Below are 21,353 nucleotides of genomic sequence, written 5' to 3'. Positions count from 1 at the left end.
CATGCCGCAGGCTCCATCAGGAAGAGAAGACATTTAATGCAAATGAATTGCATTTGCGCAAGTCTAGCACGGAGCCTGCTGTTTCAATACGCGTGTATTCCGAATAGCCTCATGACAACAGACGGATCGTTCTGGCTTCTGAAAAGCGATTTGCGGCGCTGATTCCATCAAGAGACCATCTGCCTTGACGCTCAAACCAGCGCCTTGAGCAGGCACGCTTGGCGCATGCCTCTCTGTCAAAGCTGGGGCGCCCCTATCCAGCCAGAGCGGCTGACTCAAGCAGGCAAAGCGCGCTGCATGCGCCACTGGCAACCATTGGACTGCACCTGATTGGATGCCCGCGCCAGCTCCAGCAGCGCGCCGTGCAGCAAGGCCAGCATGAACAGATAGAACAGATTGCCGCTGTTATGCGAAAAAAAGACCTGTGTCAGGCCAAAGCCCATGTAAGCCATGACGAGGGCGACGCCCGCCAGCCGCAGGGTAAAGACGCGGCGGCGAGCGGCGGCAGGAGCGGCCTGCTGCCGCGCGCGGGTGGGCCAGAACACGGCCAGCGGCACGGCGTAGAAAACCAGCACGGCGAGCGCGCCCGCCAACCCCCGGCGCACGAAAGCATCCAGCACTTCATTGTGGGCATGGCTGAAGCGCAGCACCGAGGGCGGTGCCTGGCCGCGTTCGACGAGGGCCTGCTTTTCCCGTTCATAACCCGCGCGGCCCCAGCCCCACAGGGGTTTTTGCAGACCCATGCGCCAGGCCATTTGCCAGTGCGCAAAGCGATGGCCCACGGAGGTATCGGCCTGCTCGGTTTCCATGAATTGCTGCGTTTCCTGCGCAGCGGTTTCCATACGCTCCAGCAAAGGCGTTTGCAGGGTGAGCGCGAGGGCGGCCAGCCCCGCGAGCAAAGCAGCGGCGCTGGCCTTGAGCGCGCGCGCGGGCAGGTGGCGCGCCATCAGTGCGGCCAGCACGGGCAGCAGCAGCGCCAGCGCCAGCCAGCCGCCGCGCGTTTGCGACAGCAGCGAGGCCAGCAGCCCCATGAAAGCGCCGCCTGCCAGCGCGGCGCGCTGCCAGCGCGGCCACGTCTGCCAAAGCGCGGCCAGGCCCAGCAGACACAACAGGCCCAGCAGCAGGCTGAGGTCGCCATACTGGATGGCGTTGGTGTAGCCCGTGGCGCGGGGCAGGCGCTGAACAAAGGTTTGCCACAGGGCAATGCCGCCCGCGCCCCAGGCCCCGGCGGCCATGCCGCCCCACAGCGCCGCCACGCTGGGGCCGCGCCAGGCCAGCATGAACAGGCACGGCAGCGCGGCGATGTATTTGGCCGGGCGGTCCAGCGCCGCGCTGCCTTGCAGGCCGGTTTCAGCCAGAAAGTAGCAGGCCATGCCGCACATGGCCGCCGCCAGCGCCCAGGTGCTGGCCGCCACGCGGGCGCGCCGCCACTGCGGCCAGGTGAGCAAGGCCAGCAGCAGCAGCCATGCCGCGCCCCACGAATAGCCCGAAGGCAGCCACAAAGCCAGCCCCGGCACCATGAAAGCGCCCAGCCGGATGCCGGCGGGAATGCTTTTTTCCAGGGCGCGGCGCAGGGGCGGCATCAGCGGCGCACGCACTCGGTCAGGTGCGCGGCATCGTATTTGAGCGCGGCATAGCGGAAGAACGACTCCTGCGCCACGATGTAGCAAAAGAGAAAGCCTTCGCCGCCGCACAGAAAGCCGCGCCGCAGCACGTAAAGGCGCAAGAAAATGGACAAGGCCGATCCCAACCCGCGCAGCACGCCGCCCTTTTTGCCCTGGCGCGCACGCTTGGCCGCGCCTAGCATGGCGTATTGCGTGAGCTTTTCCAGACTGCCGCGCACGGTTTCGCGCGAGTGGTGCAGCAGCTTGGCCTTGAGCAGGCGGTGCGGCAGGCCGGCGCGCGTGACGGCGTGCTCATGCACCGCGCCTTCATAGCGCAGCAGCGAGGCGGTTTTGAACAGGCGCACCACGCCGCCGGTGGATTTCATCAGCGTCAGCGGCCGCCCATAGGCCACCTGCTCCCACAGCACTTCCCAAATGGCGTCGTCGCCGCTGGCGGCCACGGCCTGGATTTCAGCGCGCAGATCGGGGCCGATTTCTTCGTCGGCATCCAGAAAGAAGATGTATTCGGCCTGGCAGGCGGCAATCTGGTGGTTGCGCTGGGGGCCAAAGCCGCGCCAGTCGGGCCGGTGCACGATTTGCGCGCCCATGCGCTCGGCAATGGCGCAAGTCTGGTCGGTAGAGCCGCTGTCCACCACCACCACCTGGTCGGCAAAGGCGGCGCTGCGCAGGCAGTTTTCGATATGGCGCTCTTCATTGAGCGTGAGCACGGCAATGCACAGCGTGCCCTTGCCCAGCGGCGGCTCGCTCCAGCGCGGCGCGTCAAAGGCGGAGGCTGCGCGATCGGGAACGTGACCCGCCTGCGGAACGAAGGCCTGGTCTGGCGCCAGGTTGCGATGCAGCGTGAGGGCTTGTGGCATGTCGGATTCGTGATCGTGGTTGGAAGGCTGCGCCGGAGCAGCAAGCGACAGCAGGCCGCACTGCCAGCGCCAGTCCCAGGCGCCGCGCAGGCGGCCCCACATGCGGGCCACCAGGCCCGGCTTGGGCAGCAGCAGGCGCACTGGCAGCGAAAGGGCCGTGCCCAGCAGCAGCCGCCAGCGCAGGCGCAGAGCTTGTGCCTGCCCCATGTGGCGGCCCGAAAAAATGAGTTTCGACTGTGCGTGGTGGTAACCGCGCAGATATTCGGCCCGCCAGGGGCGCTGGCCCCGCACCGAGCCGCGCGAGCGGTGGCGCGCCCGCACCTGCGGCGCAATGATCATGGGCCGCCGGGCCTGCTTCAGGCGCAGGCACAAGTCATCGTCTTCGTAGTAGAGAAAAAAGCGCTCGTCAAACCAGCCCACGTCGGTAAAACGCTCCATGCGCCAGAGCATGGCCGCGCCGCAAACAAAGCCCACGCAGCACTCGCCCACGGCGCCCGCGCCCCTGGCAGGCCAGTCGGTCAGGGCAAAGCGGTAGTTCACCTCCGCGCCGCCGCCCGCTTCCACCAGCTGGGGGGCGACGATGGCGGCGTCCGGCCAACGGCGGGCGGCTTCCAGCAGGGCGGCAATGGCCTGCGGCTGCATGTCGCAGTCGGGATTGAGCAGCAAGGCAAAGGGCGTGGCCACCTGCGCCAGCCCCCGGTTGTTGGCCGCGCCAAAGCCCAGGTTGCGCGGCAGCGCCAGCACGCGCGCCTGCGGTAGGTGGCGGCTGACTTGCTGCGCCGAGCCGTCGTCGCTGCCGTTGTCCACCACGATGACATGCGGGCACGCACGCAGCAGCGCGCCCTGCCGCGCAAAGCAGTGCGCGCTGTTGTAGCTGACCATGACGATGGTGACTTGCGCCAGCGCGGCAGAAAGCGCGGCAGCGTCTGCGTCGGCAGGTGCGGGGGCAGGAGCCTGGCTTGCTTGCAATTGATTTCACAAAAATGCCGCCGCAGGGGCGCTGCGGCGGCGGGGTGACGGGCGGATGAGGTTGGGGCGCTTTTGAAAACGGCCCGGAAACCGGGCCGCAGAAACCGCGCCATGGCAGGGGATTTTTGCTCCTTGATTCATAGCTGGAAGTCCCCGCCAAATGTGCGCAAGAGCCGTTTTTTATAGCCTGAATTTGCTCCTATTTCTGAGGCGCGATGCCGCATGCCGGGAGCTTTCAGTGCCCGCTTTTGAAAACCTCTCCCTCCTTGAGGCGGTAGATGCGCCCGCAATAAGCGCAGTGCGCCTCGCGCTGGTGCGAGAGGTCCAGGTACACGCGCGGGTGCATGTTCCACAGCTGCATGTTGGCCTTGGGGTTGGGGCAGCAGGTGCTGCCTTCGTGGCTGAGGTCGGCAACGGACAGCTCGACGACTTCGGGCGTGGCGATCTGGCTCATGGCTTGGGCGCTCCGGCAAGGGGGTCAGACGGCGCTCAGCCAGTGGGCGTAACGGGCGTTTTTGCCGCCCACGATGTCGAAGAAGGCGCTCTGGATTTTTTCCGTCACCGGCCCGCGCTGGCCTGCGCCCAGCGTCACGCGGTCCAGCTCGCGGATGGGCGTGACTTCCGCCGCCGTGCCCGTGAAAAAGGCTTCGTCGGCGATATACACCTCATCGCGCGTGATGCGCTTTTGCACTACTTCCAGCCCCAGGTCTTTGGCGATATGGAACACCGTGTTGCGCGTGATGCCGTTGAGCGCCCCGGCGGACAAATCGGGCGTGTAAATCACGCCATCCTTGACGATGAAGACGTTCTCGCCCGAGCCTTCGCTCACGAAGCCCGCCGTGTCCAGCAGCAGCGCCTCGTCATAGCCATCGTCCGTGGCCTCCATGTTGGCGAGGATGGAATTGGTGTAGTTGCTCACCGCCTTGGCCTGCGTCATGGTGATGTTCACATGGTGGCGCGCGTAGCTGCTGGTCTTGACGCGGATGCCGCGCGCCAGGCCATCAGCGCCCAGGTAGGCGCCCCAGGGCCAGGCCGCCACCATCACATGCACCTTGTTGCCCCTGGGGCTGACGCCCAGTTTTTCGGAACCCAGCCACACCAGCGGGCGGATGTAGCCGCTTTTCAGGCCATTGGCGCGGATGACCTGCTTTTGCGCCTCATTGACTTGCTCTTCGGTGAAAGGCATTTGTATGCGCAGCACCTTGGCGCTGTTGAACAGCCGGCGGGTGTGCTCCGGCAGGCGGAAGATGGCCGTGCCGCTGGCGGTTTCATAGGCGCGCACGCCTTCAAACACGCCACAGCCATAGTGCAGGGTGTGGGTGAGCACGTGGACCTTGGCTTCACGCCAGTCCACCAGCTGGCCGTCCAGCCAGATCTTGCCGTCGTGGTCGTCCAGGGAAGGGACGGGTGTGCTCATGGGAGTGTCCTTTTTGCAGGTGTCGTAACAAAACTGCAAATTGTAGGCGCGCCCTGCGGCGGCAGGCTCCGCAAGGCAGGCAAAGGCGAGCCTCAAACCGCGCCGCAGAAAAAGCGCCATCCCGCGCGCTTTCCGGCCTTCAGGTTTTCTACGCGCTGTTTTTCGCATCTTTCCTGAACCTGCACAGAGTCTGGCCGTGAGGGACGAAAGAGCGGATCGGGGTGGACTGCAAGGCCCAAGAGCGTCCAAAGCCGCGCCTTTCGCACTCGCAGGCACCCGCAGGCAGGCTTGACACAGGCTTTCAGGCGGCATGTTTGCCAGGGCCAGCGCGGCGCGGCGGCATGCCAGCATGGCTCCGGATAATTGCCCGCCACTTTTTCTCCACGCCCTTTCTACGGCCTCTCCCGCGTTTGCGGCCTGCCCTGATGCCCGCCTTCCCGCCTTTCTTGTTCCCCCGATCATGGGCCAGCCGCCTGCGCGCCCGTTTGCGCACCATGATGCAGCCCATGAGCCTGCGCATGCTGGCGCTGGGCTTTGCGGCCGGGCTGCCGCTGCTGCTGGTGATGGGCACGCTCTCGTTCCGCCTGCGCGAGGCGGGAGTGGACCGGGCCACCATCAGCTACCTGAGCTGGGTGGGGCTGGCCTACGGCTTCAAGTGGGTGTGGGCGCCGCTGGTGGACCGCCTGCCCGTGCCGCTGCTCACGCGCCGCCTGGGGCAGCGGCGCGGCTGGCTGCTGCTGGGGCAGCTGGGCGTGATGGCGGGGCTGGCGGGCATGGCGCTGGCCCATCCGCAAAACGGCCTGCACATGGTGGCCTGGTGCGCGCTGGCGGTGGCTTTTGCTTCGGCCACGCAAGACATTGCGCTGGATGCCTGGCGCATCGAATCGGCCCCGGCGCAGCAGCAGCCGCTGCTGGCCGCCAGCTACCAGACAGGCTACCGCCTGGCCATGATCTGGGCGGGCGCCGGCGCGCTGTGGCTGGCGGGCGCGGCGCAAGACACGTCCGCGCTCGCTTCCGCCAGCGCCTCCGCCAGCGGGTATGACAACGCGGGCTGGCGCCGCGCCTATCTGGTCATGGCCGCCTCCATGCTGGTGGGCGTGGGCACGCTGCTGCTCGCGCCCGAGCCGGCGGCCACCACGCAGCGCGGCATGGCCGATCGCGCCCAGTGGCTGCGCGCCGTGCGCCGTGTGGCCGCGCGGGGCGTGCCGCTGGCGGCGCTGGCGGCGGCTTCGCTGTGGGCGCTGCTGCTGGCCAGCCTGGCGGGCGCGGCCACAGGCGCGGGCTGGGTGGCAGCCGTGCAAGGCTGGGGGCAGGCGCAGGCAGCGGCGCTGCTGCCCTTGACCGGGACGGCCTGGGCCGCCCGGGCCTCTGTCTGGCCGCAAATGGCCGTGGCGGCGCTGGCAGCGGCCCTCACCTGGGCGGGCGCGAAGGGGCGCGGCCCGCGCTGGCGGCCTGCCGCACGCAGCCGCGCGGCGCTGGCGCTGGCCTGGGGGCAGGCGAGCTTTGTGGCCCCGTTCGCCGATTTCTTTGGCCGCCACGGCCGGCAGGCGCTGCTGCTGCTGGCGCTCATCGGCACTTACCGCATCAGCGACACGGTGATGGGCATCATGGCCAATCCTTTTTACGTGGACATGGCCTACACCAAGGATGAAGTGGCCGCCGTCAGCAAGACCTGGGGGCTGGTGATGACGCTGCTGGGCGCTTTCGTGGGCGGCGGCCTGGCGCTGCGCTTTGGCGTGATGCGCATCCTCATGCTGGGGGCGCTGCTGTCGTCGCTGAGCAATCTGCTTTTCGCCTGGCTGGCAGGCTACGGCCACAGCGTGGCGGCGCTGGCGGCGGTGGTGTCGGCGGACAACCTGGCCTCGGGCCTGGCCTCGGCCGCCTTCGTGGGCTACCTGAGCAGCCTGACCAGCCTGGGCTACTCGGCCACGCAGTACGCGCTGTTTTCCTCGCTCATGCTGCTGGGGCCGAAGCTGCTGGCGGGGTTTTCGGGGCACTACGTCAATGCCTTTGGCTACGCGAACTTCTTCACCGCCACCGCCCTGCTGGGGCTGCCGGTGCTGGCGCTCGTCTGGCTGGCGCAGCGGGCGGAGAGTTCAAGGAAACAGGAGCAAATTCAGGCAGGCTGAAATGCCGTTTCGCGCAATTTCCACTAGGACCTCATGCTATGAATAGAGGAGCGAAAACATGCCGCTCTTTTCCTGCCCGCGCGCATCGCTTTCCGGCGCTCTGGCGGGCGGCTCTTGCAGCGCCGCTGCCTAGAATCCGCGCCCATGCATTTTTCTCCTGAACAAGCGCTGCGGCTGGCGCGCGAGACGCTGGACATTGAATCGGCGGCCATTCTCGGCCTCAAAAGCCGCCTGACGCCGCAAGGCTTTGCGCGCGCCGTGGAGCTGATGCTGGCCTGCCAGGGGCGCGTGGTGGTCATGGGCATGGGCAAAAGCGGGCACGTGGGGCGCAAGGTGGCCGCCACGCTCGCTTCCACCGGCACGCCCGCGCTGTTCGTGCACCCGGCCGAGGCCAGCCACGGCGATCTGGGGATGATTCAGCCGCAAGACGTGGCGCTGGCCATTTCCAACAGCGGCGAAAGCGCCGAGCTGAACGCCATCTTGCCGCTCATCAAGCGCATGGGCGCGCCGCTGGTGGCCATGACGGGCCAGCCGCATTCCACGCTGGCCGGCTGCGCCGATGTGCTGCTCGACAGCGGCGTGGCCCGGGAAGCCTGCCCGCTCAACCTGGCCCCCACCGCCAGCACCACGGCCCAGCTGGCGCTGGGCGACGCGCTGGCCGTGGCGCTGCTGGATGCGCGCGGCTTCAAGGCCGAAGACTTCGCCCGCTCGCACCCCGGCGGCGCGCTGGGCCGCAAGCTGCTCACGCGCGTGGCGGACGTGATGCGCCAGGGCAGCGAAGTGCCGTGCGTGCCGCCCGAGGCCTCTTTCAGCGAGCTGATGCGCGAAATCAGCGCCAAGGGCCTGGGCGCGGCCGCCATTGCCGACGCGCAAGGCCGCGCCATCGGCATCTTCACCGACGGCGATTTGCGCCGCCTGATCGAAACCGGGCGCGACTTGCGCCCCTTGACCGCGCGCGACGTGATGCACGCCAGCCCGCGCCACATCGCCCCCGCCGCCCTGGCCGCCGAAGCGGCCAAGCTCATGGAGCGCCACCGCATCAGCGTGCTGCTGGTGCAGGGCGGCGAAGGCCGGCTGCAAGGCGTGGTCAGCAGCCACGACCTGATGCGCGCCAAAGTCATCTGAACCCGCACTGAAAGCCCGCATGAACGCCACCGCCTTTCTGACCTGGCCTGCCGAAACCCTGCTGCCCGCGCAAGGCATGCGCGTGGCCATTTTTGACGTGGACGGCGTGCTCACCGACGGCGGCCTGTATCTGGACGCCGGCGGCGAGCCGCTCAAGCGCTTTCACTCGCTGGACGGCCACGGCATCCGCCTGCTGCAACAGGCGGGCATCGCGCCCGTGGTCATTTCAGGCCGCGACTCGCCCGCGCTGCGCGCGCGCCTAGCCAGCCTGGGCCTGACGCGCCAGCGCCTGGGCGCAGAAAACAAGCTGCCCGCCGCCCAGGCCCTGCTGAACGAAATGGGCTGCGGCTGGCGCGAAGCCGCCGTGATCGGCGACGACTGGCCCGATTTGCCCCTGCTGACGCGCGCCGCCTTCGCCTGCGCCCCGCCGGGCGCCCACCCCGAAGTGCTGGCGCGCGCGCACTACGTCACCCGCGCGGCGGGCGGCGCAGGCGCGGCCCGCGAGTTTTGCGACCTGCTGCTCACCGCCAGCGGCCACTACCGCCGCCTGCTGCAAGCCCAGCTGGATGCAGGCGGCGCGGAAAGCATCAGCGCAGCCGCAAGCGGAACCGGAACCGAAGCTGAAAGCGGCCGCCCCGCATGATCAACCGCGCCCGCCTGCTGCGCCGCAGCCGAGACCACTTCTTCGCCTGGCTGCCCGCCCTCATGATGGGCGTATTCGCCCTGGGCACCTGGTGGCTGGTGCGCAGCGCCCCGCAAATCGTGCCGCCCGCCGCGCAGCAAGCGCCCGCTGACGAGCCGGACTACTTCATGCGCGACTTCACCGTGCAAACCTTCGCGCCCGACGGGCAGCTGCGCACCCGCATCACCGGCGCGCAAGGCCGGCACTACCCCGCCACGCAAACCCTGCACGTGCGCACCCCCCGCCTGCAAGCCTGGGGAGAAGGCGGCGAACTCGCCACCGCCACCGCCGAAAGCGCCACCGCCAAAGACGACGGCAGCGAAGTCGAACTCATCGGCCACGCCCGCGTGGAACGCCAGGCCGCGCCCGCCAGCCAGGGCGCGCCCGCCGTCGTCTTTGAAGGCGAACGCCTGCTGGCCTTCATCAACGACGAGCGCGTCATCTCGCATGAGCCTGTGCAAATCACGCGCGGGCCTGACCGCTTCACGGGCGACGCTTTTGAATACGACCGCGCCAGCGGCATCGCGCAACTCAAAGGCCGCGTGCGCGGCGCCATCGCCCCGCGCCGCTGACCGGGCCTTTTCTCGCTCCTTAATCCATAGCGATAGGTCCTGGTGGATATTGCGCGGCGCGGCATCTGAACCCCTTCAGATTCGCTCCTGTTTTTGGTTTGATTCGCCCAAGCGCGCAGCCCAGCGGCTTCGCCACAAGGCTGTATCAGAGCCAGACCGCAATCTGGCCGTGGGAGGTAGAAGGCGAATTGGGATGGGCAGACTTTGAACAGGCTCTCGGCCCCGGGCGTTCAGAAACGCTGCGCCCACCACAGCCGCAGGCGCATGGTGAGCGTGGGCGTGTAGCCCATGCTGGCCGCGCGTATTTGGCCCTGCGGGTCAATGACGATGAACGCGGGCACGCCGCTGATGCCCCAGGCGCGGGCAATGGCGCCGTCTTCGTCCACGATGGTTGGCCAGCCGCCCAGGCCACGGCGCGCCAGCGTGCGGGCCACGGCCTGCCCGTCGCCGGAGCGGGTGGCCACCGTCAGCACGGGCCAGTTTTGCATCAGGCTGGATACGTGGCCCTGTTCCAGCCGGCAAATGGAGCACCACTCGGCCCAGAAGTGCACCGCCACGGCCCGCCCCGGATGGGCGGCGCGCCACTGCGCCAGCGTGAGCGCGCGCCCGTCGGGCAGCGTGCCTGCCAGCGCGGGCGCCATGCCGTCAGGCACATGCCGCGTCTGCCATGCGCCCACGGCCAGCAGCGCGGCGGCGAAGACGGCCAGCGACACCAGGCGCCGCCGCCACCCGCGTTTGATCCATTGGCAAAAACGGGCGGGCCAGCGCGGGCGGGCGGCGGCAGCTTGAGCGGAATCGGTCATCAAGGAGCAAGAAGAAAAGCCACGGCGAAAGTCATCGCGGTACGGCATGAACGAAGGGCGAAGCGCTGGCAGAAAGCAGGAGGGCGTAATTCCGCTCTTTTATCAATAGCATGAGGTCCTAGTGGAAACTGCGCGAAGAGGCATTTTTACCCCCTCAAATTCGCTCCTGTTTCTGATGCCGCCCGGCCTGTGTCTGCGGGCCATGACGGGCTTTGAACAGGCTTTCAGGCCGGCTTGTGAATGACCACGGCATCCTGGTGATGCCAGAACCACGTGGGCGCAAAGCGCAGCAGCGCCATGCCGGGCAGGCACTCGGCCACGCGGGCACGCACGAAACCTTCGCTGGTGAAGGTGGTGCCGTAGTCTTGCGCGTCAATTGCGGTGGATTCGCTGGAGGGCGCGAAGAAAAAGCCTTCGGCATCCAGCGCAACCTGCTGGCGGCGCGCCGCTTCCGCGCCGTGGGTGGTGAGGATGAGCAGGCCGCCGGGCGCGACCAGCTCGCCCAGCTTTGCTAGCCAAGGCCCCCAGCTGGCGCGCGGCAAGTGGCTGAACAGCGAGAGCGCGAACACCACTTCGTGCCGTCCGCGCCAGGCCAGCGCTTGCGACTCGCGCGTGGAGACAAAGCCTTGCACGCCCAGCACATCGCGCGCGAATTGCACGGCGTCGGGCACCACGTCGGACACGGTGACTTTGCCCGCGCCCAGCGCCTGGGCCAGATGCCGCGTGAAGCGCCCGTGGCCGCTGGCAAATTCCAGAAAGCTCGCCACGCGCAGCAGGGGCCGGTCCACGCTTTCGAGCAGCAGCATCAGCTCGGCAAGCGTGCGCCAGCCATCGGCCAGGTAGTCGCGCAGCGGGTTGATGGAGGTGGGGTGGCCGTCAAAGAAGCGGTAGATGTCGTCTTGCGGCGAAATCTCGCAGTTCACGCCCATCCATTCGGCAAACGCGCCCGGCAGGCCGTGGCGTTCGATCAGGTTGTGCGCGGCCAGCCGCGTGGCCTCATGCTTGCGCGCCTGCTCCAGCGCCTGGGCGGCGGCGGCGCGGTCGCCCGTTTGCAAGGCGGCCTGGCCCTGGGCGAGCCAGTCGGCGGGGGAAGATGAAGTCATGGCTGTGTTCCTTGCGAAAGACGCCCGAAGGCGCACAAAAGGTGCTTCAAAACCTTGTTCAGCGTCTGGTCGTGAGAGGGCGCAGATTGGGATGAACGGTAACCACCGGCGGGCCTGATGCCCCCTTGCTGCCTGGCGAGGATTGGCAACGCCGCAGACCGCCCGCGTTCGCGCTTTTCGCGCCCACGGACGGACGTTGAACAGGTTCTGAGAGGCACTTGAAAAACGCTCATTCCCAGCGGTGCGGCAGGCGAACCAGGCCGGGCATCAGCGTGGGAGTGACGAAGCGGAAATGCAAAAACTGGAACCACTGCTCGTACACCACCAGGCCGCTGGCGTCAAACAAAAAGGCGCTGACCACGTATTCGCCGCTGTGCAGGGGCAAGTCGGGGAAGGTGAGCACGCTGCGCCAGAGGCCATCGCCCAGCGGCTGCGGGGCTGCGCCTTCCTCATGCGTGGCCAGCGAAGTAATGCCCACGCCGCGCGACTGCTCGATCATGAAACCCACGTTGGGCCGCTCCTGGCCGTGGCCGCGCACGGTGATGGTGGCGACAAGATCGCGCCCTTGCAGCAGGGGTGGCTCCCCCTCGCCCAAATTGGCAATGTCCACCGAGATGATGCGCGCCGATGCGTCTGGCTGCGGCGGCGGGTAGGGCGACGCGGGCGGCGCGCTGCCAGCGGCGGGGGCATCAGCCGCGTTGCCTTCAACCGCCTTTGCGGGCGCTTCTGCTGCCTCTGCTTCTTCAGGCGGGGCATTGCGCAGGCGCGTGTGCATCTCGTAAGCGCCCAGCACTGGCTCGGTCGGGCCGAATTCCTTCACCTGCCCGCCATCCAGCCACAAGGCCACGTCGCACAGCGTGCGGATGTGGTAGGGGCTGTGCGAGCAAAACAAAATGGTGCAGCCGTTTTTCTTGAAGGCCGTGATGCGCTCCACGCATTTCTTCTGGAAATGCTGGTCGCCCACGGCCAGCGCTTCGTCGATGATGAGCACATCCGGCTGCACCGCCGTGACCAGCGCGAAAGCCAGCCGCACCGCCATGCCGGAGGAATAAGTCTTGACGGGGCGCGACATGGCTTCGCCCAGGCCTGCAAAAGCAACGATTTCAGGCTCCAGCCGCGCCATTTCCTCGTGGCTGATGCCAATCATGCTGCCGCCGAAATACAGGTTGTCGCGCCCGCTGAAATCAGGGTGAAAACCCGCGCCCAGTTCCAGAATGGCCGTGATGCGCCCCTGACGCTCAATCCGGCCCCGTGTGGGCTGCAAAGTGCCCGCTAGCAGCTTGAGCAGCGAACTTTTGCCCGCGCCGTTGTCGCCGATCACGCCTATGCATTGACCGCGCCGCAGCTCGAATGACACATCGCGCAAGGCCCAGTGGCTCCTGTGCTGCGCCCGCCCGGTCAGCAGCGCCTTCAGGCGCTGGCGCGGCGAATCGTACAAACGGTATTCCTTGCCAAGGCCGCAGGCGCGCAGCACCACGGCATCTGCCGCGCCAGCTCCGCCGTTCATTCTTGAGCCACTCACAGCCAATCCACCAGTTGATCGCGCACGCGGCGCAAGGCCGCATTCAGCAGCCAGGCCAGCACAGCCAGCCAGGCCAGCACAGCCAGCCAGGCCTGAGCAGGCGGCCATTGCCCCTGCAAAAGCACGGCCTGATAGGACAGCACCCAGGCCGTCATGGGATTGAGCCACAGCAGCGCGCGCCAGCGCTCAGGAAACATGCTCATGGGAAACAGCACAGGCGCAGCGAACACGCCAATGGAAAATAGAAAACCCGCCACCTGCGCCACATCGCGCAACGCTGCCGTGAGCACAGCCAGCAAATAGCCCAGCAGCCAGGCCAGCGCCGCCTGCGCCAGCACCAGCGGCAGCAGCGCCGCCACGGCCCACGCGCCGTGATGCATGGGCCAGTAGGCCAGCGCCAGCGCCAGCTGCAAAGGCGCGAAAACCAGAGCGCTGGCCAGTACGGCGCGGGCCGGAAACAGCGCGGGCGGCAAGGGGTTTTTCTGCAGCAGCCCGCCCGCTTCAACCAGACTGTTCATGGCGCGTTGCGTGGCGTCGCTGAACGCCATCCAGGCCAGCATGCCCACGATGAGAAAAGAACCCAGCCTCGGCGCCGCCGCGCCGCCTTCGGCCTGCCCGGCGCGCAAGGCAAACACCACGTCAAACACCAGGTAATAAGCCGCAATGCCCAGCGCGGGCTGCGCCCAGGCCCACAGCAGCCCGCCCGCCGAACCGGCAAAGCGCGCCTTCAGCTCGCGCAGCGTCAGCTGCCCCAGCAGGCGGCGCAAGCGCAGCAGGGCGCGGGCATCAGATAGCAGGGCGGCAAGCACGGCAGGGCAGAAGCTGCAGGGAAACAGGCGGGTGCAGAAAAAACAAGAAAAAGAAAGGAGAAAGGATGAAAGGAGAGAGCCGGGCGCGGCCTCGCGTCAAGGAGTTCCTGCGCCTCCTCGCCTTTCCTTGCTTTCCTCCTTCCTTTCCTTTATTTGGCGGCAGGAGCAGGGGCAGCAGGTGGCGCGCTCTTGAGCGGAACGGCGGGCTGCCCTCCCACTGCAGCATCAATGGCAGCCTGCTCGTATTGCACGTCTTTCTGCGCTTCGCGCCACAGCTCCTCGCGAATTTGCTGCTGACGCCGGATCCGCAGGCCCTCAATCAGCCTGTCGCGGTAATCCTCGAATACAGGCTCGGCAGCGGGCAGGCGCTCAATCAACTCAATCAGGTGGTAGCCGAAATCGGTTTTGATGGGGCCTGCCAGCTCACCCGGCTTTTGCAGCAAAAAGGCGGCCTGCTCGAATTCAGGCGCCATGCGGCCCCGGCCAAAAGGCGGCAGCTCGCCGCCGCGCGCGGCGCTGCCCTTGTCGGCAGATTCCTCGCGGGCCAGCTTTTCCATGGATTCGCCCGCTTTCAGGCGCGCCAACAGGGCCTCGGCGTGAGCCTGGGCCTGTTCTTCCGTGCGGCCCTCGCCGGGGCGCACCAGCAAGTGGCGCACATGCACGCGCGGGCCTTCGGCGAAGCTGGCCTTGTCGTTGGCAAACATGCTGCGGGCCAGCTTTTCCAGCTGCGCGTCGGCAGGCTTTTGCAGCTCGGACTGGTGGGCCATCCAGCTGTCGCTGAGGGCGCGCGTGGCGGCCAGGCGTTCCGCATACTGCGCCTGCTCGTTCTTGTCGTAACCTGCGGCGCGCGCCTGGGCGGCCAGCGCCTTTTGGGTGTAGGCGGCCAGCGCCAGCTGCTCCAGGCTGTTGCGGCTGCCCAGCACGGCGGCGCGCTGCTCGGGCGGCACGGAAATGGCGGCCAGCGCCTGCACCTCAGCCAGCGTAATCTGCCCTGCCGGGCCGCGCAGCAGCACGGTCTCCAACGCGAGGGGTTTGTGGGAGACGGCAGGGGCTGGAGACGCAGCCAGCGCATGGCCCTGCCACAGCAGCGCTGCCAGAGCCGCCGCCCAGGCGGCATTTTTCAAACCGCCCACTGCACTCTGTCTTATGTATTTTTGCTTGTCTGTCATGCGAAACACCTTCTGAAAATGGCAAACCACACAAAAGAAAAAGGCGGAATTCTCCGCCTTTTTCTTTTGTGTGCGGCGCTTGCGTAAGCGCCGCAACTGCACTTGTGCCGGAAAGAGAGCCAAAGGCGGCTCGCCTCAGGCCTCTTTCCTGCCCGCCTTATCAACGGGCGTAGCGGTGCTCAATGGCGTCGCCAAAGTTGCCGTTGGTCGCGCCATTGGAGAAGGACGTAGCTGCGTAACCGATGACAGGCAGGCCCCTCGCAGGTTTCGTAACTGCTGTTCCGCCAGTCGTAGTGGACGTTGCGGGCGTCAGCTCCAGCGTGGCCCAGCCAGCCTGAACGGTGGAAGCGCCGCCAGAACCCACACGCACGGCAACCGGCTGGTTCGCCAGAACGGCATGCAGCACCCTGGAGGTGTCGCTGTTAAAGCTCAGCGTAGCCGTTTCGCCGCAGAAGAAAGTGGCGCCAACCACCGGAGCCGGAGAGAACTGGCCCACTGCGGAGAAGGAAGCTTCTTCACGGTTGCTGCCCTTGATGGCAGACTTCGTGCACAGGAAGTCGCCCGTGGACACGCCGCCAATGCTGCGCGTACCCAGCGTCATGTTGCCAGTGATCGCGTTGGTTGTACCAGTCACCGTGCCGAAGAAGTAGTTCACGCCATAACCAGCAGCAGGCTGCGCGTTCACCGGAATGTTGCGCTCGCCGGAGCCGTCCTGGCTGTAAGCCATAGCCACTTGGTAGCGGCGGGTGGGCTGCGAGAACACCCAGTCGGTGCGGAACGGCACCGTGGCGCTCTCAGGCGTTGCCACAAATTCGTTCATCACCTTCGTAGCCGACAGCGCCAAGCTCAGGTCATAGGCGCGCTTCTTGGGCGAGAAAGCTGTGCCATCCACGTCAGCCAGCGTGTAGGGAGTGGACAGGTCAGGCAAATCCAGCCACAGAGCGGGGATCAGCGCTGTTCCGACGGCGTTGCCATTGACGACAGCTGCACCCCTGTACGTTTGGCTGGCGCCCCATAGAGCGTCTGCATTCAGCAAGGGATCGGCGCTTTCAACCACGCCTGCCGGAGCTTCAGATTGCGGAGAGAAGATCAAACGCGCGGCGTTACCGGCCCCCGATGTGCCTTTAACCGCTGCCGACGCGTAGTGACCACCGCCATAGGAAGTGATGTTTTCGTTGTTGAAGACGGCCCAGTTGCCAAACAGGCCGCCCGTCGGAGGCAGAATGCCGTAATTTGCGGGGTTGGCCAGCGCATCGGAGGATACCAGCCAGGACGCAACGTCTGCATTGCAAGGCGCCACGTTGTTGACGTGCTTGATGTTGCTGTAAACCGTGCTCTTGGTGCTAGGCACAGCATCGGCTGCACCAGCGCCGCTAGCGCGCCCCTTCCACGGCGAAATGTCGGCCATGTTCAGGAACTCGATGTAGCCTTCGCGGGTGTGCAACGCCCTGGCTGCCTCGCTCAGCTTCTGGTCAAGGCGATAGGTGCGGAAGTCCACGCCATCTTCGCCAATCTGGCTGGGCAGCACGCAAGAGCTGTCAGGAGTGGTGATGCGGGCGTTGCCAGTCAGGGAAGGCTGAATGGAGGCCGTCCACACGTCGCCAGGAGAGAGCAGAACGGTAAAGTCCAGCACGTCGTCAGAGTTGGCTGCGCCACGGAAGCGCACCTTCACGGCCTTGCCCATTTCTGCATCGGTGTTCACCAAGCTGATCAGCGTGGTGTTGCCGTTTACGGTGCTGTAGTAAGGGGTGAACAGAACGTGGCCGATGCCGCCTGCCTGGACGAGGCCCATTTCCCCGGCCTTGTCAGTAGTGCGGGCAGCAAAAGTCGCTTGGTCTTCAAAAGCGACCACTGCCTGCGCAGCGGACATACCCAACAAAGCAGCGACGCCGACTGCCATTACGCTTTTCTTCATCATAGCTATGACTCCAATAAAAGAGAAAAGAAACGCAAACATTCAGGACAAGGCATTGCGCACAAAGCCTGAACGTGCAAGCAGAATGCTAGCACAAGCGTGCATGCGGCAACAAACCTTGCGAATCTTCTTTGCAGTTTGCGTGTAGCGTTTCATCAACTTTGCAACACTGCGGGCCGCCGCCTTCCTTGACGCCTGTTTTGGCGCCTGTCCAGGGTTGGCCACAAGGCGCGATGGTCTGCAAGGCGCCAGCCGCAAACCGCCCGGGCCTGCGTGTTGGCTGCGCCTGCGGCCGGGCTCTGAGCCGCCGCCTCTTAAAGACTTTGGTAAAGCCACCACTGGCCGTCTTCGCGCACCCAGCGTTCATCCATGTAAGTGGTGACTTCTGAGATGCGGGTGGCAAACAGGGGCACGCGCACCTGGGTGGTGATGCGCATTTTTACGGTGCAGGCCTCAGGCTCGCAGCTGACTTCGTGAACGATGGCGTTGGTCCAGGCACCGGCGCTGCCAAAGCGCCTGCGGTACTGCTCCTGGGGCACTACGTCGCGATAGGCCGGGGTGAGGTAGGCGTAGGCGCCTGCGAAGTCTTGCTTGATCAAGTGCTGCCAGCGCGCTTCGGCGCGCTCGGCCACGATTTGCTCCGGGGTTTTGGCGCTGTTGCTGGCGCAGGCGGCCAGCGCAAGGGCAGCGGCCAGAGCGGCTGCGCGGGTGGCGAGGGAAAAAGACATGGCGGTTTTCTCCAGAATATTGAAAAGGGAAACAGATGAGGCCCAGGGATTCATGGGCGCGCAAACAGGCGGCAGCAGGCTTGTTTCAAGGCTGCGCATGGCCTGCGAACAGGGCGGCGCGCTGGTTGGTGCGCGCAACGCACAGGGCGCTTATGGTATGGCGGCTCTGGCATGCGCGCCGCAAGCAGCAGGGAAACGGCTGAAAACCGGCCGGGAGACGGCAGCAGAAGGCGCGGGGCAGGATGGCAGGGCGCGACGCAGGCAGCCATGACCACTCAAACGGCCGCCTCGCCTGGGTTCGCTGATGGCTTTGCCTGCATGATGGTTGGCTTGGTTTTGATGTTTGGCTGCCTGACGGGGCTGTTTGCGCGCTGCCCGCTCATGGGCGCACAGGCGCGGTTTGGGCTGCCTGCCCCAGGCTGAAAGCAGGGGGGATTGAAGGCGATGAGGAGCAAGCGCAGACTTTATTTAGCTTCTTTATTCGTAGCAAGATGTCCGGTGGATATTGCGCAAAACGTCGTTTTCACCCCTTTGAATTTGCTCCTGTTTCTGATGTAGCCTGATGAGCAGGCAGGGCCGATGGCTTGCGCGCTCTTCAGCCGCGCCGGGCTTTTGCCCATGAGCAGGCTTTGAACGGGTTTCCAGGATGCAGGGGCAGATCGCGCGCTTGCGTTTTTTTCGCCCGGCGGCTCTTGCGGAGATGGCCGCTTTGCGCCGGGCATGCCTTTGCTGCCTTGCCGCCTTCAGTCAGCGGCTGGCGCGCCGCCTGCCAGGGGCTGGCTCAGCGAGAGGCCTTTCATGCGGTCGCGCAGTTCGCGGCTGACGGCGCGGGCGTCTTCGTCGGAGCGCAGCACGCGGGGGGTGATGATGACGAGCAGCTCGGTGCGCACGTCTTCCCGGGACTGGCTGCCGAACAGGCCGCCCAGCAGCGGGATGGATGACAGCACGGGCAGACCAGCGGAACCTTGGGTGTGCTTGCTTTTGATCAGGCCGCCGAGCACGATGGTTTCGCCCGAGCGCACGGCGACCTTGGAGCCAATCTGGCGCTGAAGGAAGCTGCGCTGACCGGTAATTTCGTCTTTCTCGCCCACGTCGGTGACGGTCTGGTCGATTTCGAGCGTGACCAAGTCGCCTGCATTGACGGACGGGGTGACGTTGAGCATGACGCCCGTGTCTTTGTACTGGATGTTGTTGGTGGTGGCGATGGTGCCGCTGCTGCTGATGGTGGTGCCGGTGTTGATGGGCTGCTGGTCGCCTACGGAGATGGCGGCGGTGTGGTTGTCAAGCACCATGAGAGAGGGGCTGGAGATGACCTTCAGGAGCGATTTGGAAGCCAGAGTGTTGAGCACGGCGGTGAGGTTGCCGATGGAGCTGGTGAGCGTGTAGCTGAAGCCCTGGGCTGCGTTGGTGATCGTGCCGCCACGGCTTGCGCCTGCGATGGTGGTTGTTGAGTTGCTGCGGTTGTTGTTGAGCACGCCCAGGCCGGTGCGGCCCGTGCCGAAGTCGCCACTGTTCTTGAAGGCCCATTGCAGGCCGTATTGCAGGCCGTCGCGCAGGGTGACTTCGATGATGCTGGCTTCGATGAGAACTTGCGCACGCTGAATGTCCAGCCGCTTGAGAGTAGTTTCAATGCGCGTGAATTCAGCGGGCGGCGCGTAGATGAGCAAAGTGTTGTTGATGCGGTCGGCCATGACACGCACGTCTGGCCCCAGATTGACAGTAACGCTGGCGGCACCCTGGTCGCCGCCGCCTTGCTGGCCGCTCATGCGGTTGCTGCCGAAGGCGCTTCCTGCGGCGCCGGAGGCGTTGCGAAGCGTGCTGGCTGAATTGCCGAAGGCATTGCCGCTGAAAGCATTGCCGCCCAAGGAGCTGCCAGACGCGCCGCCGCCCAGCGAGCCGCCCACGGCGCTGCCGCCTGACGCGTTGCCGAACGTGTTGCCGAATGCGCCGCCGAATGTGCTGCGGGCGCTGCTGCCGGAGACGCTGCCCAGGCCGGGGGCCACGCCGGTGGCGCCCGTGGCGCCTTGCACGGTGGCGGCGCTGCCGCCGTAGATGCCGTTGAGCAGTTCGGCCAGGTGGTCAGCGGAGCCGTTTCTGACCTTGTAGACGAAGAGTTGCGGTTCGGCGCTGCCCGCGTTGGGGCGGTCGAACTTGCTGATCCAGTGCTGGACTTCGTCCAGGTACGCGGCGCGGGGGGTGATGACAAGCACGGCGTTGATGCTTTCCAGCGGCAGGATGCGCAACGCGCCAAAGAGCGGGTTGCTTTCGCCCAGGGCGCTGGCTCCGGCCCCGGCTGCGGCTGGCGCGGCGGCTTTTCCGGCGGCTGGCGCGGCGGCAGGCAGGGCTGCGCCAGCGCTGGCCGCGCCTGTCGCGCCGGAGAGCACGGCCAAGGCGTTTTGCACCTCCGCAGGCGAGGTGTATTGCAGGGGGAAGACGCCTACTGACATGCCGCGCAGCAGGTTCACGTCAAAGGTTTTAACGACATCCATCCAGCCTTCCGCTTCGGTGCGGGTGCCGCGCATGATGATGATGTTGCGCAGCGTGTCCACCCGCACGATGGCTTCGGGCGGCACCATGGCGCGCAGGATGTTGGCCATTTCGCCCGCGCCCAAGTATTGCAGCGGGATGATGATGGCGCCGTAGCCGGGAGGCATGGGGCCGTCGTCGGCAATGCGGGGAGCGGCCACGATGTCTTTCAGGGCGGCAGGCGCGCCCACGTGGTAGGTGCCGCTGGAGTCGCGCGCCATGACGATGCCGTTGAGCTGCAAGGCGCTTTCGAGCAGGTTCATGGCCCTGTCGGCGCTGACTTCGCCGCGCGTGACGAGGGTGACGCGGCCATTGAGCGGGGGGTGAATGACGTAATCCACCTTGAGCAGGTCGCGCAGCATGACGTGCACGACTTCGCCCACGGGCGCATCTTCAAACTTGAAGGCGCTCACAGGGCCGGAAACGCGGGCGGCGTGCTTCGGCGGACGGACGACTTCGTCGGTGCCGCGCATGATGACGGGCTTGCGCTCCTCGCTGGCTTCATCGCTGGAGGCGGCCTGCGCGGCGGGCGCGCTGGCGGGCTTGGGCGCGGCGGCGGCTTGCTCTTCCACGGTTTCCAGGGCGGCAGGAGCCTGCGGCGCGATGGGCGCATGGTTGTTGCAGCCTGCGGCAAGCAGCCCCAGGGCGATCAGGGAAAGAGCGGTGCGGGGCGTGAGGTGATGCGGCATAGGAAACACGGTTCGTGGCGCGGATTGAAATCGCGGTCGCAACTCAAAACTGCGGTCTAAAAGAAGAAGGCGGCGGCATGCCCTGGGCCGGACGGCCCTGCGGCGGGCGGGCGGGCATGCCAGCGGGCAGAGGCGGCGCGTCAGCGGCTCCGGCGGGCGAAGCTGGCGCAGTGTGAACGTATGGAAGTTCAATCACATGGCGCTCGCCGCCTTTGCTGAAAGTGATGCTGCGGCCTTTGACTGCCGCCAGCTCCCATTCGCCGATGCGGTCGCCCACGCGCAGGGCGCGGGGCTGCTCCTCCACCTCGGCCATCACGGTGGTAAGCGCCGGGCTGGTGACGATGCCGTAAAAGCGCACCTTGTCCAGCGCCACGGCGGGCTTGGCCTGGCTTGGCGCGGCGGCCACGGGCGGCGGGCGGCGGCTGCTGTGAAAGGGGGGACGCTCCAGCAGCACGGCAGGCGCGGCGCGGGCAGGCGCCTCCAGCGGCGGCGCGGCGGCCAGCAGGCCGTCGAACTGCGGGGGCTGCGCCGGGGGCGGCTGCCAGGCGCGCGCGCCAGCGCCCAGCCCTGTCTCTTGTACTCATCCGACGCCGCCGACCGCCTTTGGCGGCGCGTGCAGGTGCTGTCTCCCTCGCTCCGACAAATCTACACTGACTTCAACAATGGTAGACTGTAAGTACCAAACATCTACCAGACTCCGACACGACACAAAA

General features: G+C 66.4%; 18 protein-coding genes. 5 read left to right on the top strand and 13 right to left on the bottom strand.

Features of this window, described 5'->3' with window-relative positions:
• Positions 1 to 275 precede the first annotated feature (275 nt).
• The 4 genes from C1720_RS06895 to C1720_RS06875 form a co-directional block, all read right to left on the bottom strand.
• Positions 276 to 1,583, bottom strand: a complete 1,308-nt coding sequence (locus tag C1720_RS06895; RefSeq protein ID WP_102284555.1) for an O-antigen ligase family protein — start codon at positions 1,581 to 1,583, stop codon at positions 276 to 278.
• Positions 1,583 to 3,451 carry a glycosyltransferase gene (locus C1720_RS14580; RefSeq protein WP_369406063.1) on the bottom strand — a complete coding sequence of 623 codons (1,869 nt, stop codon included), beginning with the start codon at positions 3,449 to 3,451 and terminating at the stop codon, positions 1,583 to 1,585. The genes C1720_RS06895 and C1720_RS14580 overlap by 1 nt, the downstream gene beginning before the upstream one ends.
• Positions 3,452 to 3,686: 235 nt before the next feature.
• On the bottom strand, positions 3,687 to 3,905 hold the full coding sequence (locus C1720_RS06880; RefSeq protein ID WP_050715012.1) for a zinc-finger domain-containing protein: 219 nt from the start codon (positions 3,903 to 3,905) through the stop codon (positions 3,687 to 3,689).
• Between the two features lie 24 nt (positions 3,906 to 3,929).
• Complete coding sequence (locus C1720_RS06875; protein ID WP_102284553.1) at positions 3,930 to 4,868, bottom strand: branched-chain amino acid transaminase; 939 nt, start codon at positions 4,866 to 4,868, stop codon at positions 3,930 to 3,932.
• A 425-nt stretch (positions 4,869 to 5,293) separates the two neighbouring features.
• On the opposite strand from C1720_RS06875, the gene C1720_RS06870 reads away from it, so the two are divergent.
• From C1720_RS06870 to lptC, 4 genes are all read left to right on the top strand, one after another.
• Positions 5,294 to 6,997: an AmpG family muropeptide MFS transporter gene (locus tag C1720_RS06870; RefSeq protein ID WP_439650745.1), complete on the top strand. Its 1,704-nt coding sequence runs from the start codon at positions 5,294 to 5,296 to the stop codon at positions 6,995 to 6,997.
• A gap of 144 nt (positions 6,998 to 7,141) precedes the next feature.
• The gene (locus C1720_RS06865; RefSeq protein WP_102284551.1) at positions 7,142 to 8,122 is read left to right on the top strand and encodes a KpsF/GutQ family sugar-phosphate isomerase; all 981 of its coding nucleotides are present in this window, start codon (positions 7,142 to 7,144) and stop codon (positions 8,120 to 8,122) included.
• A 19-nt stretch (positions 8,123 to 8,141) separates the two neighbouring features.
• Positions 8,142 to 8,765, top strand: coding sequence for a KdsC family phosphatase (locus C1720_RS06860; protein WP_102283697.1), 624 nt, complete (start codon positions 8,142 to 8,144; stop codon positions 8,763 to 8,765).
• Positions 8,762 to 9,376, top strand: a complete 615-nt coding sequence (gene lptC / locus C1720_RS06855) for an LPS export ABC transporter periplasmic protein LptC (RefSeq protein WP_102283696.1) — start codon at positions 8,762 to 8,764, stop codon at positions 9,374 to 9,376. Before C1720_RS06860 ends, lptC begins: the two co-directional genes overlap by 4 nt.
• A gap of 230 nt (positions 9,377 to 9,606) precedes the next feature.
• Here the strand turns inward: lptC and C1720_RS06850 are convergent, their stop codons facing one another.
• The 7 genes from C1720_RS06850 to C1720_RS06820 all read right to left on the bottom strand — a co-directional run bounded on the left by C1720_RS06850 (position 9,607) and on the right by C1720_RS06820 (position 17,425).
• Positions 9,607 to 10,179, bottom strand: a complete 573-nt coding sequence (locus C1720_RS06850; RefSeq protein ID WP_102283695.1) for a redoxin domain-containing protein — start codon at positions 10,177 to 10,179, stop codon at positions 9,607 to 9,609.
• Positions 10,180 to 10,403: 224 nt separating this feature from the next.
• Positions 10,404 to 11,282, bottom strand: a complete 879-nt coding sequence (locus C1720_RS06845; RefSeq protein WP_102283694.1) for a class I SAM-dependent methyltransferase — start codon at positions 11,280 to 11,282, stop codon at positions 10,404 to 10,406.
• 229 nt (positions 11,283 to 11,511) lie between these two features.
• On the bottom strand, positions 11,512 to 12,789 hold the full coding sequence (locus C1720_RS06840; RefSeq protein ID WP_102283693.1) for an ABC transporter ATP-binding protein: 1,278 nt from the start codon (positions 12,787 to 12,789) through the stop codon (positions 11,512 to 11,514).
• Positions 12,790 to 12,800: 11 nt separating this feature from the next.
• Entirely contained in the window at positions 12,801 to 13,613 is an 813-nt protein-coding gene (locus C1720_RS06835; protein WP_050715017.1) for an ABC transporter permease, read from the bottom strand.
• Positions 13,614 to 13,762: 149 nt separating this feature from the next.
• On the bottom strand, positions 13,763 to 14,782 hold the full coding sequence (locus C1720_RS06830) for a peptidylprolyl isomerase (RefSeq protein WP_102283692.1): 1,020 nt from the start codon (positions 14,780 to 14,782) through the stop codon (positions 13,763 to 13,765).
• 160 nt (positions 14,783 to 14,942) lie between these two features.
• Positions 14,943 to 16,739 (bottom strand): hypothetical protein, encoded by a 1,797-nt coding sequence (locus C1720_RS06825; RefSeq protein WP_146006902.1) that lies wholly within the window; start codon positions 16,737 to 16,739, stop codon positions 14,943 to 14,945.
• A gap of 272 nt (positions 16,740 to 17,011) precedes the next feature.
• Positions 17,012 to 17,425 (bottom strand): hypothetical protein, encoded by a 414-nt coding sequence (locus C1720_RS06820; RefSeq protein ID WP_146006901.1) that lies wholly within the window; start codon positions 17,423 to 17,425, stop codon positions 17,012 to 17,014.
• Here C1720_RS06820 and C1720_RS12915 point away from each other — a divergent pair.
• The gene (locus C1720_RS12915; RefSeq protein ID WP_146006900.1) at positions 17,424 to 17,696 is read left to right on the top strand and encodes a hypothetical protein; all 273 of its coding nucleotides are present in this window, start codon (positions 17,424 to 17,426) and stop codon (positions 17,694 to 17,696) included. The genes C1720_RS06820 and C1720_RS12915 overlap by 2 nt on opposite strands.
• Positions 17,697 to 18,168: 472 nt before the next feature.
• On the opposite strand, the gene gspD is transcribed toward C1720_RS12915, so the two are convergent.
• Both gspD and C1720_RS06810 read right to left on the bottom strand, forming a co-directional pair.
• Positions 18,169 to 20,640: a type II secretion system secretin GspD gene (gene gspD, locus C1720_RS06815; protein WP_102283689.1), complete on the bottom strand. Its 2,472-nt coding sequence runs from the start codon at positions 20,638 to 20,640 to the stop codon at positions 18,169 to 18,171.
• A 43-nt stretch (positions 20,641 to 20,683) separates the two neighbouring features.
• Positions 20,684 to 21,094, bottom strand: a complete 411-nt coding sequence (locus tag C1720_RS06810; RefSeq protein ID WP_102283688.1) for a hypothetical protein — start codon at positions 21,092 to 21,094, stop codon at positions 20,684 to 20,686.
• Positions 21,095 to 21,353: the final 259 nt, after the last annotated feature.

Origin of the sequence: Ottowia massiliensis, from assembly GCF_900240305.1 — a bacterium.
Classification (GTDB): Bacteria; Pseudomonadota; Gammaproteobacteria; order Burkholderiales; family Burkholderiaceae_C; genus Ottowia; species Ottowia massiliensis.
This window is presented reverse-complemented; position numbering and strand designations above follow the sequence as displayed.

Bases quoted from the DNA above. Each gene is read 5' to 3' on its own strand.
- C1720_RS06825 (WP_146006902.1), bottom strand. From the start codon at position 16,739: ATGTTTGCGTTTCTTTTCTCTTTTATTGGAGTCATAGCTATGATGAAG.
- C1720_RS06820 (WP_146006901.1), bottom strand. From the start codon at position 17,425: ATGTCTTTTTCCCTCGCCACCCGCGCAGCCGCTCTGGCCGCTGCCCTT.
- C1720_RS06865 (WP_102284551.1), top strand. From the start codon at position 7,142: ATGCATTTTTCTCCTGAACAAGCGCTGCGGCTGGCGCGCGAGACGCTG.
- C1720_RS06830 (WP_102283692.1), bottom strand. From the start codon at position 14,782: ATGACAGACAAGCAAAAATACATAAGACAGAGTGCAGTGGGCGGTTTG.
- C1720_RS12915 (WP_146006900.1), top strand. From the start codon at position 17,424: ATGGCGGTTTTCTCCAGAATATTGAAAAGGGAAACAGATGAGGCCCAG.
- C1720_RS06840 (WP_102283693.1), bottom strand. From the start codon at position 12,789: ATGAACGGCGGAGCTGGCGCGGCAGATGCCGTGGTGCTGCGCGCCTGC.
- C1720_RS06875 (WP_102284553.1), bottom strand. From the start codon at position 4,868: ATGAGCACACCCGTCCCTTCCCTGGACGACCACGACGGCAAGATCTGG.
- C1720_RS06895 (WP_102284555.1), bottom strand. From the start codon at position 1,583: ATGCCGCCCCTGCGCCGCGCCCTGGAAAAAAGCATTCCCGCCGGCATC.
- C1720_RS06860 (WP_102283697.1), top strand. From the start codon at position 8,142: ATGAACGCCACCGCCTTTCTGACCTGGCCTGCCGAAACCCTGCTGCCC.
- C1720_RS06870 (WP_439650745.1), top strand. From the start codon at position 5,294: ATGCCCGCCTTCCCGCCTTTCTTGTTCCCCCGATCATGGGCCAGCCGC.
- gspD (WP_102283689.1), bottom strand. From the start codon at position 20,640: ATGCCGCATCACCTCACGCCCCGCACCGCTCTTTCCCTGATCGCCCTG.
- C1720_RS06880 (WP_050715012.1), bottom strand. From the start codon at position 3,905: ATGAGCCAGATCGCCACGCCCGAAGTCGTCGAGCTGTCCGTTGCCGAC.
- C1720_RS06850 (WP_102283695.1), bottom strand. From the start codon at position 10,179: ATGACCGATTCCGCTCAAGCTGCCGCCGCCCGCCCGCGCTGGCCCGCC.
- C1720_RS06845 (WP_102283694.1), bottom strand. From the start codon at position 11,282: ATGACTTCATCTTCCCCCGCCGACTGGCTCGCCCAGGGCCAGGCCGCC.
- lptC (WP_102283696.1), top strand. From the start codon at position 8,762: ATGATCAACCGCGCCCGCCTGCTGCGCCGCAGCCGAGACCACTTCTTC.